Annotated in this window: 20 protein-coding genes and 1 pseudogene; all 21 read right to left on the minus strand. The window is 38.1% G+C overall.

Translation table 11 applies throughout. The features are described from left to right. On the minus strand, positions 1-2,102 hold a 2,102-nt coding region (gene pheT / locus Q7P05_RS06115; RefSeq protein ID WP_303931103.1), incomplete at its 3' end, for a phenylalanine--tRNA ligase subunit beta. Positions 2,103-2,111: 9 nt separating this feature from the next. Then, positions 2,112-3,134, minus strand: a complete 1,023-nt coding sequence (gene pheS, locus Q7P05_RS06120; RefSeq protein ID WP_303931105.1) for a phenylalanine--tRNA ligase subunit alpha — start codon at positions 3,132-3,134, stop codon at positions 2,112-2,114. 36 nt (positions 3,135-3,170) lie between these two features. Beyond that, positions 3,171-3,635, minus strand: a complete 465-nt coding sequence (locus Q7P05_RS06125) for a PaaI family thioesterase (RefSeq protein ID WP_303931107.1) — start codon at positions 3,633-3,635, stop codon at positions 3,171-3,173. Positions 3,636-3,860: 225 nt separating this feature from the next. Then, the gene (locus Q7P05_RS06130) at positions 3,861-5,072 is read right to left on the minus strand and encodes an ABC transporter permease (RefSeq protein ID WP_295823976.1); all 1,212 of its coding nucleotides are present in this window, start codon (positions 5,070-5,072) and stop codon (positions 3,861-3,863) included. Next, positions 5,065-5,787: an ABC transporter ATP-binding protein gene (locus Q7P05_RS06135; RefSeq protein ID WP_005386312.1), complete on the minus strand. Its 723-nt coding sequence runs from the start codon at positions 5,785-5,787 to the stop codon at positions 5,065-5,067. The genes Q7P05_RS06130 and Q7P05_RS06135 overlap by 8 nt, the downstream gene beginning before the upstream one ends. A gap of 12 nt (positions 5,788-5,799) precedes the next feature. After that, a complete protein-coding gene (locus tag Q7P05_RS06140) occupies positions 5,800-6,882 on the minus strand; it encodes an efflux RND transporter periplasmic adaptor subunit (protein ID WP_295823972.1) in 1,083 nt (360 codons plus the stop codon). 166 nt (positions 6,883-7,048) lie between these two features. Then, entirely contained in the window at positions 7,049-7,963 is a 915-nt protein-coding gene (locus tag Q7P05_RS06145) for an ATP-dependent 6-phosphofructokinase (protein WP_303931130.1), read from the minus strand. Then, positions 7,935-8,849, minus strand: a complete 915-nt coding sequence (locus Q7P05_RS06150) for a shikimate kinase (RefSeq protein WP_303931110.1) — start codon at positions 8,847-8,849, stop codon at positions 7,935-7,937. Before Q7P05_RS06150 ends, Q7P05_RS06145 begins: the two co-directional genes overlap by 29 nt. A gap of 125 nt (positions 8,850-8,974) precedes the next feature. Then, on the minus strand, positions 8,975-9,403 hold the full coding sequence (locus tag Q7P05_RS06155; protein WP_295803888.1) for a hypothetical protein: 429 nt from the start codon (positions 9,401-9,403) through the stop codon (positions 8,975-8,977). Next, a complete protein-coding gene (locus Q7P05_RS06160) occupies positions 9,372-9,962 on the minus strand; it encodes a fimbrial assembly protein (RefSeq protein WP_295823968.1) in 591 nt (196 codons plus the stop codon). The genes Q7P05_RS06155 and Q7P05_RS06160 overlap by 32 nt, the downstream gene beginning before the upstream one ends. Then, positions 9,946-10,800, minus strand: coding sequence for a hypothetical protein (locus Q7P05_RS06165; protein ID WP_295803893.1), 855 nt, complete (start codon positions 10,798-10,800; stop codon positions 9,946-9,948). Before Q7P05_RS06165 ends, Q7P05_RS06160 begins: the two co-directional genes overlap by 17 nt. A 9-nt stretch (positions 10,801-10,809) precedes the next feature. Continuing rightward, positions 10,810-11,217 (minus strand): hypothetical protein, encoded by a 408-nt coding sequence (locus Q7P05_RS06170; RefSeq protein WP_303931115.1) that lies wholly within the window; start codon positions 11,215-11,217, stop codon positions 10,810-10,812. After that, a complete protein-coding gene (locus tag Q7P05_RS06175; protein ID WP_303931117.1) occupies positions 11,198-11,740 on the minus strand; it encodes a hypothetical protein in 543 nt (180 codons plus the stop codon). The genes Q7P05_RS06170 and Q7P05_RS06175 overlap by 20 nt, the downstream gene beginning before the upstream one ends. Positions 11,741-11,769: 29 nt before the next feature. Next, complete coding sequence (locus Q7P05_RS06180) at positions 11,770-12,198, minus strand: hypothetical protein (protein WP_295803899.1); 429 nt, start codon at positions 12,196-12,198, stop codon at positions 11,770-11,772. Beyond that, positions 12,134-12,595 (minus strand): hypothetical protein, encoded by a 462-nt coding sequence (locus tag Q7P05_RS06185; protein WP_119206198.1) that lies wholly within the window; start codon positions 12,593-12,595, stop codon positions 12,134-12,136. The genes Q7P05_RS06180 and Q7P05_RS06185 overlap by 65 nt, the downstream gene beginning before the upstream one ends. Then, complete coding sequence (locus Q7P05_RS06190; RefSeq protein WP_295212631.1) at positions 12,550-13,116, minus strand: A24 family peptidase; 567 nt, start codon at positions 13,114-13,116, stop codon at positions 12,550-12,552. Before Q7P05_RS06190 ends, Q7P05_RS06185 begins: the two co-directional genes overlap by 46 nt. 206 nt (positions 13,117-13,322) lie before the next feature. Then, entirely contained in the window at positions 13,323-13,769 is a 447-nt protein-coding gene (locus Q7P05_RS06195; protein WP_303931121.1) for a competence type IV pilus major pilin ComGC, read from the minus strand. Positions 13,770-13,821: 52 nt separating this feature from the next. Further along, positions 13,822-14,997, minus strand: coding sequence for a type II secretion system F family protein (locus tag Q7P05_RS06200; protein ID WP_303931123.1), 1,176 nt, complete (start codon positions 14,995-14,997; stop codon positions 13,822-13,824). Between the two features lie 8 nt (positions 14,998-15,005). After that, positions 15,006-16,025, minus strand: coding sequence for a type IV pilus twitching motility protein PilT (locus Q7P05_RS06205; RefSeq protein ID WP_303931125.1), 1,020 nt, complete (start codon positions 16,023-16,025; stop codon positions 15,006-15,008). Beyond that, positions 16,009-17,019, minus strand: coding sequence for a GspE/PulE family protein (locus Q7P05_RS06210; protein WP_303931127.1), 1,011 nt, complete (start codon positions 17,017-17,019; stop codon positions 16,009-16,011). Before Q7P05_RS06210 ends, Q7P05_RS06205 begins: the two co-directional genes overlap by 17 nt. Before the next feature lie 187 nt (positions 17,020-17,206). Then, positions 17,207-17,916: pseudogene (gene eno, locus Q7P05_RS06215) on the minus strand (phosphopyruvate hydratase); the annotation flags it as partial.

Here is a 17,916-nt window from a genome sequence, read left to right on the forward strand (position 1 = left end):
AACATGTATACCTTGCCTGGTAAATCAAAGTTTTTAACCGCTTGTGGATGTAGCTCACCATAGTTAGCAATCGTTACACCATTAATTGTGTAATGCGCACTAACACCTGGATGATAATAACTTTCAGTAGAAGGTTGAATGTCAAATTCAGTTAAACCTAATTTCGCTAGTAAACCGTCTACCACGCCTTTTACATCATAGAAATCAGTATCTCGTTGTGCTTGATTCCATGCGGCCTCTGTTACCTTGCCCATCATAAGACCACATGCCATAGGACGTTCATGAGGTACTTCTGTTAATGGTAATGCCTTTGGTTCATATACATTAGCCGTTTCAAATAACCATAAATCTTTGTTTTGTTGTGCAATATTGCGTTTAGCTGCTTCAATAACAGCTGGTACCAATGTAGTACGCATATAAGGGAACTCTTCAGAAATAGGGTTCAAGATTGGAATGGCAGTATAACGGCTATCCCCTTCAGGAAGCATCATGTTAGTAAGACCATCTTTATGCATGAAGCTAAATGTAATGATTTGAGTCATACCCAATTTAGCCAATGCATGAGTTACCTCTTTAGTAAGAGCTTTCTTAGGTGTCATGCCACCAGAGGATAATACGGCAACCGGAATTGTAGGCTTAATATTATCATAGTTGTAAATACGAGCCACTTCTTCAGCGATATCAGGCATCACTGTTACGTCGCCACGCCATGTTGGAACGAGAGCAGACAATTTATCGCCATCTTCAGTTACAACGAACTCAAGGGCAGTCAAAATACGAACCATTTCGTCTTTTTCAATGTTTGTACCCAAGTAATCGTTAATTTGTTCTGCTGTAAAAGTAACAGTATGTTGTTCTACAGGATTTTTATATACATCGATAACGCCTACATCAACTTTACAAGTAGGACAGATTTGTTGTAATAATTGAGCTGCTCTGTCGATAGCATAAGCAGTGTATTTATGATTTACACCACGTTCGAAACGACCAGATGCTTCGGAACGCATGCCAAGAGCTTTAGCTGTACGACGAATGGATGGACCATTGAATACGGCAGCTTCGAACAAAACGGTAGTCGTTTCATTTGTCACTTCACTATCAAAGCCACCCATGATACCAGCTACACCTACTGGGCGTTCTGCATCGGCAATAATAAGCATAGAGTCATTCAATTCACGTTCAGAACCATCAAGTGTAACAAGAACTTCACCATTTTTAGCACGTCTTGCCACTAATTGATGACCTTTTACATGGTCATAATCATAGGCATGCATAGGTTGACCAAGTTCTAACATAACATAGTTTGTTACGTCTACTACATTATTAATAGGACGAATACCGCTGTTACGCAAACGATTTTGCATCCACAATGGAGATGGCTCAACCTTTACATCTGTAACGATACGAGACATGAATCGCGTGCAAAGATCATCCGCTTCGATAGATACAGATGCTTTGCCTTCAATGGACTCACCATTTTCGTTAACCATGATAACAGGGAATAAAGCTTTTTGGTTTGTCATAATACCGAATTCACGGGATAAACCAACCATGGAGAAGCAATCTGCTCGGTTAGCAGTCAATTCAAATTCATATACTGTATCATTTAAGCCTAAAACGTCTTTTACATCAAGACCAATTGGTGTATTTTCAGGGAAAATATAAATGCCTTGAGCTTCTTCAGGCAATACTAAATCACTAGAAATGCCAAATTCTGCAACGGAGCAGAACATGCCTTCAGAAACTACACCGCGCAATTTACCTTTTTTAATCTCTGTGCCATCAGCTAAGCGAGATTTATGGTACGCTACAGGTACGATTTGACCTACCGCTACATTTGTTGCTGCTGTTACGATTTGTTTTGTAACAGGCTCACCTTCTTCAGTAAGGCATTCAACTTGACATACTTGTAATTTATCTGCATCTGGATGTTTCGTAATTTCTACGATTTTACCAGTATAAATTTTCTTAATGCCATTATCCATAGCAATGACATCTTCTACAGGAATACCAGCTTGTGTTAATTCATCGGCCAATTCTTGAGCAGGACGATTCATATCCACAGGCACGTATTCGTTCATCCACTGTAAACTTGCTTTCATGAGTTCCTCCTAAAATTGTTCCAAGAATCGTACATCATCTTCAAAGAATAGACGTAAATCATTAATGCCATATAAAAGCATAGCAATACGTTCTACGCCCATACCAAAGGCAAAGCCTTTAACCTTTTCAGGATCGTACCCATTAATGCGCAATACATCAGGATGAACCATACCGCAACCCAAAATTTCAAGCCAACCTGTATGAGAGCATACACGGCAACCTTCACCACCACACATTACACATGAAATATCTACTTCTGCAGATGGCTCTGTGAATGGGAAGAAGCTTGTGCGGAAACGTACCTTTGTTTCATCACCATACATGTGACGTAAGAAGGACTCTAATGTACCTTTCAAATCAGCAAATGTAATATGTTCGTCGATGATGAGACCTTCCACTTGATGGAATACTGGGGAGTGAGTCGCATCATAGTCCCAACGGTAAACCTTACCAGGCGCAATCATGCGGATTGGACTATTAGGTTCATGTCGTTGCATTGTACGAGCTTGTACTGGAGATGTATGGGTACGCAATAAGAAGTTTTCTGTAATATAGAAGGAATCTTGCATATCACGTGCAGGATGATCTTTAGGTAAGTTCAAACATTCAAAGTTAAAGTAATCCTGTTCAATTTCTGGACCTTCTTCAACGGTATAACCCATTTTCATGAAGAAATCTTCAATCATTTCATTAACCTTTGTCAATGGATGAATATGACCAGATTTTACTGCACGACCTGGCAATGTAATATCGATGCGTTCTTGTTCTAAACGAGCATTCAACTCTTCTGTTTCCATACGAGTTTTTACTGCCTCAAGTTCAGCCTCTAATGCTTCGCGAACCGCATTAACAAGAGCACCAGCCTTAGGGCGTTCTTCAGGAGATAATTTACCAAGACCTTTTAGTAATGCCGTTACCTCACCTTTTTTACCTAAATATTTAACGCGTATATCTTGCAGTGATTGTATATCTGTCAACCCTTTAATCGCATCAAGAGCTTCAGCCTTAATCCGTTGTAATTCTTCTTTCATTAAAGCATCCTCCTATATTTAAAAGTCTAAACTATATTATACCAAATCAGGGTTGTCTTCTTCAATAAAACGCCATGGTAATTCAGGTAATGGCTTCTCTTCTAGTACAAAAAATGTACCACGTGCCAAGTGAACAAGTTCACCTAATTCATTATAGATACGTGCTGTAGCAACCATAGTTGTTTTACCATTATGCTCTACATTGGCTACACCACGCAATACAGTACCACCCTTAACAGCTTTCACATAGTTACCATTAAGATCAATAGTGCTCACAGATTTGCCCAATGTAAAACAAGCTGTTCCCATCACACTATCTGCTAAACCAATACAAACAGCGCCATGCAAGTCCCCTCTAAAATTACAGTACTCTGTCTCATTAGTTTGCAAGGTCATTTCCGCATGACCAGGTTCAACAGCAGTAATTTCAGAATCTTTTACCCAAGAAAATGGATTTTGATCTCGTAATTCGTTGAAATATTCTAACAATGTTGTAGCCATATGGTTCTCCATTCAATATACTGACACATAGATTAACTAAACTTAATCCCCTTCTATTTCCAAATACTTGCATGAAATGATTTAGAGCGTTCTTGCAAAAAACTCAATACAAACATAAAAATGGTGCGTTACATCATACATATTGTATCATGCAACGCACCATATGCGAATAACTCTATCTAATTATGTAGTATGTTCTTAAAAAAACGCATCTACAACTAAGGATTATTCATAATGTAATGCATCAATTGGATTAAGTTTTGCCGCCTTGCGAGCTGGATAAATACCAAAGATCAAACCTATTGCCATAGAGAAGGCAAAGGACATTCCAATCGTTGGTATAGATATAACTGTACTCATGCCCGAAGCCATGCCAATCAGCTTAGATGAGCCTATGCCGAGTATAATCCCTATTATGCCCCCCATCAAACTGATAACAACAGCTTCGATAAGGAACTGTGTAACGATAACACTATAAGTAGCACCCAGCGCTTTACGTATCCCAATCTCTCTTGTCCGTTCAGTTACGGATACGAGCATAATATTCATAATGCCAATACCACCGACCACAAGAGAAATAGCTGCTACAGCACCTAAGAATAATGTTAACGTACCTGTTGTTTCCTCCATAGTTTCCATGATAGAGTTCATGTTTTGGATATTGAAATCATCAAGGTTTGTATCTTTAATACCATGTCGTACACGCAATAGGTTTTCAATATCGGATTGTAAACGATCGATACCGTTTTCATCCTTACCTACCACGTAGATCATCCGGAGATAATCAACACCTTCTACCCGTTCCATAGCTGTAGTATATGGAATAATTACCATATCATCTTGGTCATTACCCATAGCACCACTGCCCTTACTATTAAGAACACCAATGATACGGAATGGAATATTTTTGACACGAATTTCAGCACCTACTGGATCTTCATCACCAAATAGATTTTTAACAACTGTTTTACCTACTACTGCCACACGTTCACGATTCTGTACATTCTTTTCAGATAAGAAGCGACCAGATTTCATAGACCAATTGTTTACATCTAAATAGTTATAGCTAACACCAGATACTGAAGTAGTCCAGTTCTTATTTTGATAAATCACTACATACGAGCCATTTGTCATAGGACTAGCCGCTTTAACACCATCTAACTTTGAAATAGCTTCATAGTCAGAAACCTTTAAAGACTTCATAGAACCTGCAGAAGGTCGAACCCCTGGTGTGCGTGGTGCCCCAGGCATAACCATCAATAGATTAGATCCTAAGCTAGAGATGGAGTTTTGAATATCTTGCTTTACACCATTACCAATAGATACTAAGGCAATTACGGCAGCTACACCGATAATGATGCCTAACATGGTCAAAATGGATCGCATTTTATTAGCAATGAGGGATGCCCATGCCATCAAGAAACTCTCTTTATACATGTGGCACCTCCTGTACAGGCGTCATATTTAGATTTTGGGAATCCTCTACAATTAAACCATCACGCAATACTACATTGCGACTTGCATAGGTTGCAATTTCTGGTTCATGAGTAACAAGGATTATTGTTCGCCCTTCATCGTAAAGGCCTCTAAAAATATTCATAACATCGATAGTCGACTTGGAGTCAAGGTTACCTGTCGGTTCATCGGCCATTATGATAGCAGGGTTATTAGCCAGTGCACGAGCAATGGCAACACGTTGACGCTGACCGCCAGACAACTCAGATGGCAAGTGATCCATACGGTCACCAAGACCAACAGAAGATAATAGTGCAGCAGCTCGTTCATTACGTGATTTTTTATCCATCCCTGCATAAATCATAGGGAGCGCCACATTCTCTAAAGCTGTCAATTTTGTTAATAAGTTAAAACTTTGGAATACAAAGCCTATTTGTTTGTTTCGTACAAAGGCCAATTCATCGTCGGATAAGGTTGCAACCTCATCGCCATTTAGGCGGTATGAACCTGTTGTTGGTCTATCTAAACAACCAAGTATGTTCATAAAGGTAGATTTACCAGAACCAGATGGACCCATAATAGACACAAATTCGCCTTTGTTGACCTGTAAATCGATGCCATGCAGAACAGGCACCGATAATTTACCATTTACATAGGTCTTCGTAATCCCTTGTATATCGATTACTGCTTGATTCATATTCACCTACTATTAGAATGGTCCACGGCTATTATTCTTAGGTGCTGTTACATCACCACTTACGATGATTTCATCACCTTCAGATAAACCTTTTAGAATTTGTACATTAGTATCACCAGTTACACCTGTAGAAACAGCTGTACGTACTGGTTGACCATCTTTAATAACATATACATATTCCCCTTGCTTATCTGTACGCACTGCCGTAAGAGGTACTACTAATGTATTTTTAATATCTTCACCAAAGATGGTTGCACGAGCCGTCATAGATGGTAAGAAGTTGTTGGAAATATTTTCAGGAATTTGAACCTTTACAGTATAGTAAACAACACTGTTGCTTGTAGCACCCATGTTACCTTTTGTACCCTTTGCGATTTCAGATACGTAGCCTGTGAAAGTTTCACCTGGTTTAGAGTCTACAGTAAATTCTACTTTAGCACCTTGTTTGATACTACCAATATCTGTTTCATCTACAGTTAAGTAAATTTCTAAGTCACTTAAATCTGCAATAGTAGCGATAATCATTTGTGTAGAAATACCAGTACTGATAGTTTGACCAGCTTTCAATGGTGTGCCTATAACAGTGCCAGACATTGGTGCTGTAATTGTAGCATCGCTTAAATCTGCTGCTGCCCGGTCATACGTAGATTTTGCACGTTCATAAGATGTTACAGAATCATCATAGGTTTGTTGAGCGATAGCATTTTGTTCTGCTAATGCTTTATAACGATTCATATCAAGTTCTGCCTTAGCCAAAGCTGCCCGTGCATCATCTGCAGAGGCTTGCAATTGACGAGTATCAATATAAGCGATAACTTGACCAGCTGTAACTTGATCATTTTCTTTTACTAAGACTTTTTCAAGCTTACCAGCCACATTCGTAGAAACGTCAACATAATTAACAGGGTTAATAGTACCAGTTGCACTAATACTAGTTTTTACATCACCCTTTTCTACCTTACCAGTAGTATATAAGTTTTGTGTTTGCTTAGAACCTTCGCTATGCATGTAGTAGTATGTACCACCACCAAGAACACAAAGAACAACAGCACCTGCAATAATGCGTTTACGATGCTTTTGCAAAAATTCTTTCATTATAATCTCCTTATATTAAAATGAAGATATTGGCACAACATGTATCGTTCCTAACAATACTATTAGTATTTTTAAATTATACAGTACCAATTACTTTTATGCAATATAATTTCATTAATGAATAATTGATGATAAAAGAAAATGACCCTTGCGGGTCATTATATTTTTAACTGCTTAAAATGGATAATAATGTATAATCCTTTTCATTAATAGGAAATAAAAGACTTTCAGCCTCTTGATAGGAAATAGCACGAATGTGACCATCAATATATCCAATTAGTCGATTATCTGTACCATTCATCAATAACTCAATACAAGTTTCACTCATACATGCCGCTAAAATAGCATCGAATGCAGAAGGACCGCCACCACGTTGTAAATATCCTAATACAGTCAAACTAGGATCAAATTCCGTATGCTCCTTAATGAAGGATTTTACTTCTCCACTATTATATGCACCTTCAGCAACGAGTATCACACTATATTCTTTACCCCGAATCTGTGTTTCCTTTAAATGACGACAGACCTCATGTAAAGGCATAGGATTTTCAGGAACGAGTACAATTTCAGCACCACAGGCAAGGCCAGCTTTAAGTGCAATATGACCTGCTTTACGACCCATTACCTCTACAATAGCTACCCGTTCATGTGAATTAGATGTATCACGAATTCTTCCAACCGCATCAACTACAGTATTGAGCGCCGTATCAAAGCCTATCGTATATTGAGTGCCACCCATATCATTATCTATGGTGCATGGAATTGTCATTGTAGACATGCCAAGCTTAGCTAAACTCGTAGCGCCTCGCATAGAACCATCGCCACCGATAACAATAAGGTGATCAATATTATGAGCTTTCAAAATATCGTAAGCTTTACGCTGAACATCTTCATTTTGAAACTCAGGAAAACGAGCTGTTTTTAGCATCGTTCCACCTTGAGTAATAATGCCTCCTACAGAGCGGTTTGATAATGGAATAAATTGCTCTTCCATAATGCCTAAATAGCCCCGCTCAACGCCGAACACTTCAAACCCTTCATGGATTGCTTTTCTAGTTAGCGCTCTGATGGCGGCGTTCATGCCAGGTGCGTCTCCGCCGCTTGTTAGTATTGCGATTCTTCTCATATCCATTACCCCCTTGTGGTGTACGTTGTTTGGATATAGTTTCTTTCTTATGTCCTGTAATTGCTTGATTAGATTTCTTATGTTTGCGACGTTTGTCATTACCAGCTTTATAAGAAACTGCCTTATTAGATGGTTCTTTTTTTAAGACTATTTGCTTAGTTTCTGTATCATTAGAAATCCGTTTATTAAAGCATTGTGTTTTAGATAAGCTGGGATTATCTAATTTATTTCTTAGAAAATTATTAAATTGTAATTCTTGAGATGGCTCTTTACCATCTCTATTTTCCGTATCATTGGGTTGACGTCTTGCTTTAAATTGAACACCTGAGGTAACTAACTCATCCTCAATACGTTGCATAAAATCATAGGTCCGACCATTTGTTGTATCTAGTACAAAATCACACTGCTTATACACCGGTTTCCAGGATTGTATCATAGCATGTACAAAGGCATGAACATTGTTATAATCCATGGTTGGCCGTTTCCCAATACGGCGATTCACACGACTGACAATGCGAAATTGTGCAGCTCGGATACCAATGATATAAGAATATTTCTTCAATATCTTTAATGTGCGATGTTCAATGGGAAAATTACCACCTACGGAGATGACTGCTTCGTGATATAAGCAAACCTTTTTCAGTACATCCATTTCTGCACGTCGGAATGCTTTTTCCCCAATTTTCTTGAATATTTCAGCAATAGGCAACCCAAAACGACTTTCTAATACGCGATCGGTATCTACAAATTGCCACCCCTTGCGTTCCGCAAGATTACGACCGAAATGGCTCTTGCCACTCCCCATAGAACCGATGAGCATAATATTTCGTTTTATTATCATGTATTATGTGCCCCTTATTATTTCATATCCTTCATTGTACTATAAAATGTCACAAAAACAAAGACAGACTATAGAATAACAATCTATAATCTGTCTCTATTAATATTACTATATAAGAATATATATTAAGACCTCATAATCGGTTTTACTGCACAATGTACATACACTACATTGCCTTTCCGTTCTATGTCCTCGATTTCTATACGGCGTGAAGGGTCTTTTGCTTCAACAGTATTAACCCAGTTGATAAGACGTTCTGTACTTCCTAATACATTTAACTCTAATACCCCTTCATGCTCATCAGTACTAACAATCATTAATGGTTCTCCTTGCAAAGACTCAAAAATACTAGTATTAGAACTCGTGTTCGATAGCTTGTTTTCTGTAAAAGACGCTAGTAATTTCGCTTCCTTAGATGCGATATAATCTGACTCAGCCTGCATTTGGATAACATAGTTTTCTTGTCGTTCTTTCAAATGAGTCGCTTTGTGATTTAAGTTAATATACCCATATAGTGAAATACTAATGATGATACCCCACACTAGTATGATCATTACTATCTTCTCTACTGGATGTGTTGTGCTCTCCTTTAGATCCTTCCATATGGAATGTATATATACCTTGATCTGCTTTAACTGTTCCATGACAATCCATTCCAATTAACCTTTGTTGAAGACTAGCTATAAATTTACGGCATGCTTCATCACTATGGCCTATACCATCTACACTAATATGTTCATCTTTTATATTGAGGTGTTGTAAACTAATTCCTTGCTCCATAGCTATATCAAGGACATATAAAACGATAGTATTTTGAAAAATAGGTTTTTTATTTTTCCCCGAACTATTCTTAAGTATTTTATTTTTAACTGATGCTATATCCTCATACTGTTTTTCAATTGACTGATACTGCGGATTTTCCAATAGCGTCAATAGTTCTGCCTTTTCAGTCTTATATTGTTCATAGTTCGACAAGCAACAACCAATTGCTATTAATCCTACTATTCCGTATACAATACTCATACCATATAGATAATAACGATATTTATGCCATAAACTATGCCAACGTAACGATCGAGGCATTAGATTAATATATCTACCATCCCAAGCCAATCCATTTAAGCCCCCTTGCGGCCATACCAATGGCCATATCCCAATCTAATTGTCCTTGCTTACATCGATTACGACCACGTCCTAAGAATAATAATGGAATATACTCTGTTTCTCCATATATAGAGATAATAGCTTCCATATCCTTTTGTTCCTCATCGGTTAATTGATCTAACCCATACAACTTAACCCCTTGTATTTCATCTACACCAAATTCTTGCAATCTAGATTCTAGTACCTCCATAGCTTCTGATACATCACTGCTACTAATAGGGACAATCCGTTCTTGAATACATATATCATTCCACCATAGCCATAAGTGTAGATGATCCTTTTCTACGACTCCAGTCACGGTACCACTACGCCGCATCAAGCTGTAACAAATAGGAATAGGCCAGAAATCGATTACGTCCACCGGTGCATAGGTGTCTCGTATACCTTGTTTTAAAAGTTCTAATGAATGACGCTCTACAGCAACCATAAACATATGGTAATTATGCCTTGGATATTCCCGACGACATGCATCCATTTGGAAACTGTCGCCATCAAAGGTAAAGTAATCCTCTACATTCCATTTGATGAACTCCTTCATATCAAAATCGTGAGGATCATAAGGTGCTACATGCATTTGTGTATCAATATTAGCTACAATGCTGTAAGCTCCATCATCTAAATCATACATTTCTATAAATTTTCTAACATCCTCATCAATAGATGCACTGCGTTTCATTTCCAATGCATCAGTAATGACCATCGTTTTATTTTCTACATGAGCTGTCACACATACAATACGTTCATCTGTAATACATACACCAGTATGTATTTTCTTTTTCCGTTTCATAGATTCACCTCAATATGGTTTTATCTTCATAACATGCATAGTATGATCTGTATCTACTGCCACATACATATGTACACGACTTACTATTTCCTGATGTTTCAATTTTCCATAACTCATAACATGACGAGGATTCTCACGGGATGGATCGGCCTCAATAGTAATTTCCACATCCGCATCATCAGCTACAATTAGCTTTCCTTGAAAGTCCCATGTATTACCGGCCTTACAGTAGCTTACAAACCAATGTGCTCCACTTTGCGCTGCATAATGAGCCTCTTCTAAATGCAATTCATCTACTGCATTACTTTCACAAATTTGACCAATACGCAATCCCATAAAGGCTAATACTAATAAAAAGGACATTGTAAATATGGCTACATATGTAATAAACCCAGCATTATGGGCTTCTATGTTCATGACTTGTTTCCTCATTATCTTTATACCAATCATATATACTACTTTGACCTATAGCGACTTCATATATAGCTAAGCCTCCATATCCAGCAGTATATTTTTTATCACCAGTAAATCGATTCGTAATATACCAGCGCATATGGACTACTCCGCTCTCATCCATACTAAATGGATGTTCTTGTGTGTACCCAACATTTCGTTTATCCTTTGTGCCGATAATACGGCTGCCGCTAACAGGTTGTAAACTGCCATCTGTAAGCTTTCTATACAAAGCATGGCGTTGTAATGTTAGTGTAGTCCGCTTAGTGTCGTGAATATATAAGGTACTATTTCGATCCTCTACCGTTATCGGTACAGGATTCCATATGATTTGAGCTACCACCATGCGCCGCGTATAACGACCATCCTCCATCATAGAAACGCTATCTACAAATTTTGCATTCCACATAACCCCATAAGAAACTATACCTAACAATAACGTTAAAACGATGGTAGAAATAGTTATACTGATGAGTGTGGAATACAAAATAAAACCTCTTTGTGCATCATGAGTCCTCACCGTATTTCCTCCAAGTCGAGAGATAAGGTATACACAACAGATTCATTATCTATGGCCTGCACAGTTAATCGTTGTAGGACAATGCCATTTTCTACGATAGGCTCTACATGTGATTTATATGTAATCGATTCACTGGGACTCATAATAAATTGAGAGTTATGTATACCTTCTTGAATATGTCCCGTTTGATAATACGTAGACTTACTTTCCTCTACATATGTTATGGTGTCTTGTAATATATGATCCCAATAGTAAGCCTTATAGATTGTTAAGGTAGCCATCCAAAATACAGATAATATAACAGGCAAGATAAACATAATAATAGCTGTTGATACTAGGGCATCTCCATACATAAAGCCCTTAGTGTACTTCTTCCCATCGAATACGTCCCGTTTGTACAGATATCCATATACGATTTCTCTCACCACTTTCTCGATCCCGTAAAATAAGTTCCGTTCCATCATAAGGTAATCCTAGAGAAGAAAAAGAGATAACCGTTAAGGGTTGTACATTTTCAATCCCTGCAGGTAAGGATATATTAACTGTATGATGATGAGCATCCTCCTCTAAGGTATAGCTGTCTTTATTTAATATGAATAACATACGCCCTTTTCCATTAGACTTATGCCCAAGCATAGACCAAAGTTGAACCTTTTTTAACATATATACTACTTCTTCAGTACTTCCATTTAGAGTATAGCGGCTAGGCGTTGTTACAATGGGCAAAGACATAGAAATAAGAAGTAAAAATAAGCTAATTGCAATAATCCACTCAGCTAACAAAGAACCGTATTGATGATGTATAGGTTGTGCCTTAACCATTGGTACAACACCTCCATATAGGATCCGCCATGTAAGGCACACCAACCACCAAAGCATAGAAAGGGACCAAATGGAATGTATCGATTACGATAGCTTGTTAGTAAGAGATAGAGAGAACCAACACAAAAGGCTACGTAAAAGAAGCATACAATCTCCCACGGCGTAAGCCACATGGCAATAGCAGAAAACCATTTCACATCGCCTAGTCCAAAACCTTTATGACTCATAAGACGAAGTCCATATGTAATAGCACCTACACTCATAACACTTATAATCGTTATAAGCATAGACTTATCATTTATAAGGCTATACACTATACCACCTAAAACAAGCACTAACGCCCCTTCATCAGGCAATATATAGTAATGCATATCGATGGTAGCACCTGCTATGATGATGAGTGAAAATACAGCATACAAAGCAACGTGAATAAAGGATATTGCTCGTGATGAAAGTATAATAGGCAATACTATGGATGCTAGATACACGATCAGTGCTATAACATAATGTGTCCCTTTCATACCTTGTCCTTCCATAAAATCAACTGTACATATATTAATGTAAATATAACTACTGTATAGCTATTAATATAACTACATATGTAAATGCAAATATAAATTTACATTCCAATCATCAATCCATGCACATTAACTATTAAGACTTAAATATTAAATAATAACTATTACGTATTAAATATTAAGTACTAAATACTAGATAGCGCTTACGTTTAAGGTGCATCAGGGGCTTTAACTACAACTGCCTTCGCAGTACCACCATTAACCGCTTCATAAGTAATGGTATATTCCTTATCTTTTGCAGTTTTAACATGTTCTGTAAGATAGCCTTCTTTATATAGATTTTCTACAGTTGGCGGTGTATCTACATTCTTGTCAATCATATAGAGCTGTGTTGCATTTTTAATAATTTGAATATCTGCTGTTTCCTTCGCAGTTCGCGCTCGATCAGCGGCAGATAGAAATTGTGGCATCGCAATGGCTGCTAATATAGCGATAACTGCAACTACAACCATCAATTCTACAAGGGTAAATCCACCGTTTCTCGATTTTTTAAGGTTTTCTCGAACATGATTAATATGTAGATGGTCTACAATCCATTGACCACATATTTCTAATCTATGATTTAATCCATGAACTAGGTGCATAACAGAACTCATAATATCCTCCTTTTATCATTATTAATTCTGTAAAATAGCTTGATAACAATGCCTACTGCCCTCCCAATTTAGCAATAGACGTGAACAACGGATACATAACAGATACAACCAATACGGCTACACCGATCCCCATCAAAGTCAGTAATATCGGTTCTAATAGTCTCTCAAGACGGGCAATATATTTTGAAAGTATAGATTCATAATAATGTCCACAATGTTCTAACATCTTTACGAGTTCCCCACTTTCTTCTCCAATAGAGATCATTTGCCATATAAAGGAATTTCCAATATTCTCAGTTCTCAGGCTCTCTTCAAAAGAATGGCCTGATAATAATTTAGCCTCTACATTTACACTACATTCGGCACCATACATATTGCCCCATAAAGGTCTTGTAATATTCATAGTGTGAATAATAGAAATTCCAGAATCTAACAAAAGCGCCCAAACTTTTAACATACTTGTATAGTAAATGCAGGTCATCCATTGGTATCGGTGAGCCAACTGCCAAAGCCAACGATGTACTTTGCGTTTTATACTATGTTGATGATATGCAAAGACCATAGCTCCTAGGCCTACACAATGCAGAATAACAACCACTATGGGATGATTCTTTAACCCTTGTCCTAATGCAAAGAGGGCTCGCGTCATCACTGGTAATGTAATATGCATGGTGGTAAAAACCTTTTCAAAGGATGGAACAATAAACAAGATGGTAACAAGAAAAAAGATATTCATTAATACAAGTAAAAATAATGGATAAGAAATAGCACTGATAACCTTTTGCCGTAGCTGTCGCTCCCAATCATAGTGACGTGATATATATTGCAAGCTTTCTCCTAATGTACCTGCGGCCTCTCCACTTTCTAATAAAGCCAGTGCAATGGCAGGACAATCTTCACTTCGCAATGCTTGAGACAACGTTTGACCACGCTCAATCGATTCATATAAGGCTGTATATAAAAGGCCTCGCTTTCCCTGACACAATAACTGTAATGCTCGTCGTAAAGGCACGCCAGATTCGATGAGTAGTCCTAATTGATAGGTTACCTCTACCACCATAGTATGATTCCACTTATGTTTCTTCTTATCTACTTGTAAAGTGATTTTATAAATCTTATATCCCTCTCGCTTTAACCGTGTACCGACCTCCTGTTCTGAATCCGCCCATATTAAACCTTTGATCGTTTCATTATTCTTATCTTTTACGACATATTCATAAGCCTCCATACCTTCACCTACAATAATTGTTGATCCAATAATGTATGTAGTTGTTGCTGAGAGCCATATTGTACCTTCGCATCTCGCACGGCCATTTCTAGTGTTTTCATAGGTACTTGTGTTTCTTGAATAGAAATAATCTGTGGTTCCTTACGAGTACGTATCAAATTCGCTACCGCATGCGTGTTTAGCAAAATATCCCGAATGGTAATGAACTTTTTATTCCATCGAAGGAGCCGTTGACATATAACGGCACGTAGTACTTGTGATATTTGACTACGCACCTCCTCTTGTTGTTCACCAGGGAATAATGAAATCATACGGTGAACAGCCATTACAGCCCGCTGTGTATGCATGGTTGCCATCACAAGATGACCTGTTTCGGCTGCATGAAGAGCAGCCTCTAAGGTTTCTCGATCTCGGAGTTCTCCTACCATAATGACATCTGGATCCTCCCTCAATGCATCTCGAATACCATCTGACATAGACTTAATATCTGCACCTAATTGGCGTTGATGAATTAACGATTTCTTAGGTTTAAACTCAAATTCGATGGGGTCTTCTAAGGTGATGATATGGCGCTCCATCGTTTGATTTATATAATCAATACAGCAAGCTAAGGTAAAACTTTTACCACTGCCTGTAGGGCCACAGACGAGCAATAAACCATCATGAGATTCACATAATTTTTGTAGGAGTTGACCTTCACTATTATCATCCAGTTTAAGTTGTTGATGACACAATAAGCGAAGTGTGCCACATATAGTTTGATTAGCTCGATACAGATGAACACGAATACGTACACCACAACAGGAACAAGCTTCATCAATAGATTGCCATTCATACGATGCTATACCACAACGTCGCAAAATATCTTCAATCAACGTAGTGGTACATACAAATTGAGTGGCCTTTAATCCATCACCATGTCTCAAATAGATAGGCTCACCACATTGTAGATGAATATCTGTGGATGATAAGTGTATTGCCTCTTCAACAATGGTTTCTAAACTTTCACTATTACAGCATGAGTCCACAACGATGCACCTCCTCTATAGATGTAACATGTTGAGCTACGGCTTCACGGGCGGAATCTTCTAAGGACAGTAATACATGTGCCTCTAATTGATCCCACTGGGCTGAATTTGTAGGTATTTCTAAATATTCAAACAGAGCCGCCCGTCCGTGATACGATGTACCATCAAATTTTCTAACTAGACGCTGCGCAATAGCCCCCATCAAGGTAGCCCGTATTAAATACGGTTCTACCCCCATATCCATGAGCCTCGTTACAACGCCTATAGCTGTATTAGTATGAATGGTGGATAATACGCGATGTCCAGTTAATGCTGATTTAACAGCCAGCTCTGCCGTCTCCTTATCACGAATCTCACCGATCATAATCGTATCTGGATCTTGACGCAGTACAGATCTTAACCCTTTTGCAAAGGTAAAACCGATTTTTTCGTTAATACCAATTTGAATGGCTCCTTTTATTTCAGCCTCTACAGGATCCTCAAGGCAAATTAGCTTTGTTTCCTCTAAATTCAACATGCGGAGCATCGCATATAAAGTAGCAGTCTTCCCACTTCCCGTAGGTCCACAGATAAGTAACAATCCATAAGGACGTTTTAATAGCCCTTCAATATGATCAAAAATATCTGCACGCATACCTAACGCTTTTAGATCCTTATGACTACCTTCATTTCCCATAAGTCGACACACTAAAGTTTCTCCATATAAACTGGGCAAGGTAGATACGCGCATCGTTACAGATGTATCCTTATGACTCCAAGCCCAACGACCATCTTGAGGCAATCTCTTTTCACTAATATCTAATGTACTACATACCTTGATACGGTTAATAATAAGATCTGCCTCTTCGTTTGATACAGTCATATGCGTCCGTAATAATCCATCTTGTCGTAATCTAATTTGTACACCACTTTTAGTTGGATCAAAGTGAATATCGCTGACATGATGCTCTAATGCATATAGAATAATATCGTCTAATGTTACATCTACATACATGGTCACCTCCTATACCTTGCGGTATGTTTTTACCTCACACTAGCGTATGGCGTTATAGGTTTCGACATTATCCTTAAAATCCCTTTTTTATTTTTAAAAATCCACGAAGCGAAAACTTTTTTATTTTAGGCATACAAAAAAGGCGCCCCGAAGGGCGCCCTTATTGGACTATTAGATATAACGTATCTTATTTTAAATTATAGAAAACGTCATTACCTTTATATTGAGCTGTTTCGTATAACATTTCTTCAATGCGAAGCAATTGGTTATATTTTGCTACACGTTCAGAACGAGCAGGTGCACCTGTCTTAATTTGACCGGCATTTACAGCTACCGCAATATCAGCGATAAATGTATCCTCTGTTTCACCAGAGCGGTGAGATACTACACATGTATAGCCAGCGCGTTTAGCAAGCTCCATAGCGTCGAATGCTTCTGTTAAAGTGCCGATTTGGTTAACTTTTACAAGAATGGAGTTACCTACACCAAGCTCAATACCGCGAGCCAAACGTTTTGTGTTAGTTACGAATAAATCATCACCAACAAGTTGTACGCGATCGCCAAGGCGTTCTGTCAACAATTTCCAGCCATCCCAATCTTCTTCAGCAAGACCATCTTCGATGGATACGATTGGGTATTTACCTACTAGGTATTCGTAGAACTCTACCATTTCAGCAGCTGTTTTAACTTTACCTTCACCAGCTAGATTGTATTTACCATCTTCATAGAATTCGGAAGATGCAGAATCAAGAGCTAATTTGAAGTCTTTACCAGGCTCATAACCTGCTGCTTTAATAGCTTCACAGATTACTTCCAATGCTTCTTCGTTGGATGCCAAGTTAGGAGCAAAACCACCTTCGTCGCCTACTGCAGTGCTAAGACCTTTGCTATGAAGTA

It is taken from the genome of Veillonella dispar, from assembly GCF_937975875.1.
In the GTDB taxonomy this organism is placed as follows: Bacteria; Bacillota; Negativicutes; order Veillonellales; family Veillonellaceae; genus Veillonella; species Veillonella dispar_B.

Excerpts from the sequence above, each read along its gene's own strand:
- pheS (WP_303931105.1), bottom strand. The coding sequence starts at position 3,134 with ATGAAAGAAGAATTACAACGGATTAAGGCTGAAGCTCTTGATGCGATT.
- Q7P05_RS06125 (WP_303931107.1), bottom strand. The coding sequence starts at position 3,635 with ATGGCTACAACATTGTTAGAATATTTCAACGAATTACGAGATCAAAAT.
- Q7P05_RS06130 (WP_295823976.1), bottom strand. The coding sequence starts at position 5,072 with ATGTATAAAGAGAGTTTCTTGATGGCATGGGCATCCCTCATTGCTAAT.
- Q7P05_RS06135 (WP_005386312.1), bottom strand. The coding sequence starts at position 5,787 with ATGAATCAAGCAGTAATCGATATACAAGGGATTACGAAGACCTATGTA.
- Q7P05_RS06140 (WP_295823972.1), bottom strand. The coding sequence starts at position 6,882 with ATGAAAGAATTTTTGCAAAAGCATCGTAAACGCATTATTGCAGGTGCT.
- Q7P05_RS06145 (WP_303931130.1), bottom strand. The coding sequence starts at position 7,963 with ATGAACGCCGCCATCAGAGCGCTAACTAGAAAAGCAATCCATGAAGGG.
- Q7P05_RS06150 (WP_303931110.1), bottom strand. The coding sequence starts at position 8,849 with ATGATAATAAAACGAAATATTATGCTCATCGGTTCTATGGGGAGTGGC.
- Q7P05_RS06155 (WP_295803888.1), bottom strand. The coding sequence starts at position 9,403 with ATGATCATACTAGTGTGGGGTATCATCATTAGTATTTCACTATATGGG.
- Q7P05_RS06165 (WP_295803893.1), bottom strand. The coding sequence starts at position 10,800 with ATGAAACGGAAAAAGAAAATACATACTGGTGTATGTATTACAGATGAA.
- Q7P05_RS06170 (WP_303931115.1), bottom strand. The coding sequence starts at position 11,217 with ATGAACATAGAAGCCCATAATGCTGGGTTTATTACATATGTAGCCATA.
- Q7P05_RS06185 (WP_119206198.1), bottom strand. The coding sequence starts at position 12,595 with ATGGTTAAGGCACAACCTATACATCATCAATACGGTTCTTTGTTAGCT.
- Q7P05_RS06190 (WP_295212631.1), bottom strand. The coding sequence starts at position 13,116 with ATGAAAGGGACACATTATGTTATAGCACTGATCGTGTATCTAGCATCC.
- Q7P05_RS06195 (WP_303931121.1), bottom strand. The coding sequence starts at position 13,769 with ATGAGTTCTGTTATGCACCTAGTTCATGGATTAAATCATAGATTAGAA.
- Q7P05_RS06200 (WP_303931123.1), bottom strand. The coding sequence starts at position 14,997 with ATGGAGGCTTATGAATATGTCGTAAAAGATAAGAATAATGAAACGATC.
- Q7P05_RS06210 (WP_303931127.1), bottom strand. The coding sequence starts at position 17,019 with ATGTATGTAGATGTAACATTAGACGATATTATTCTATATGCATTAGAG.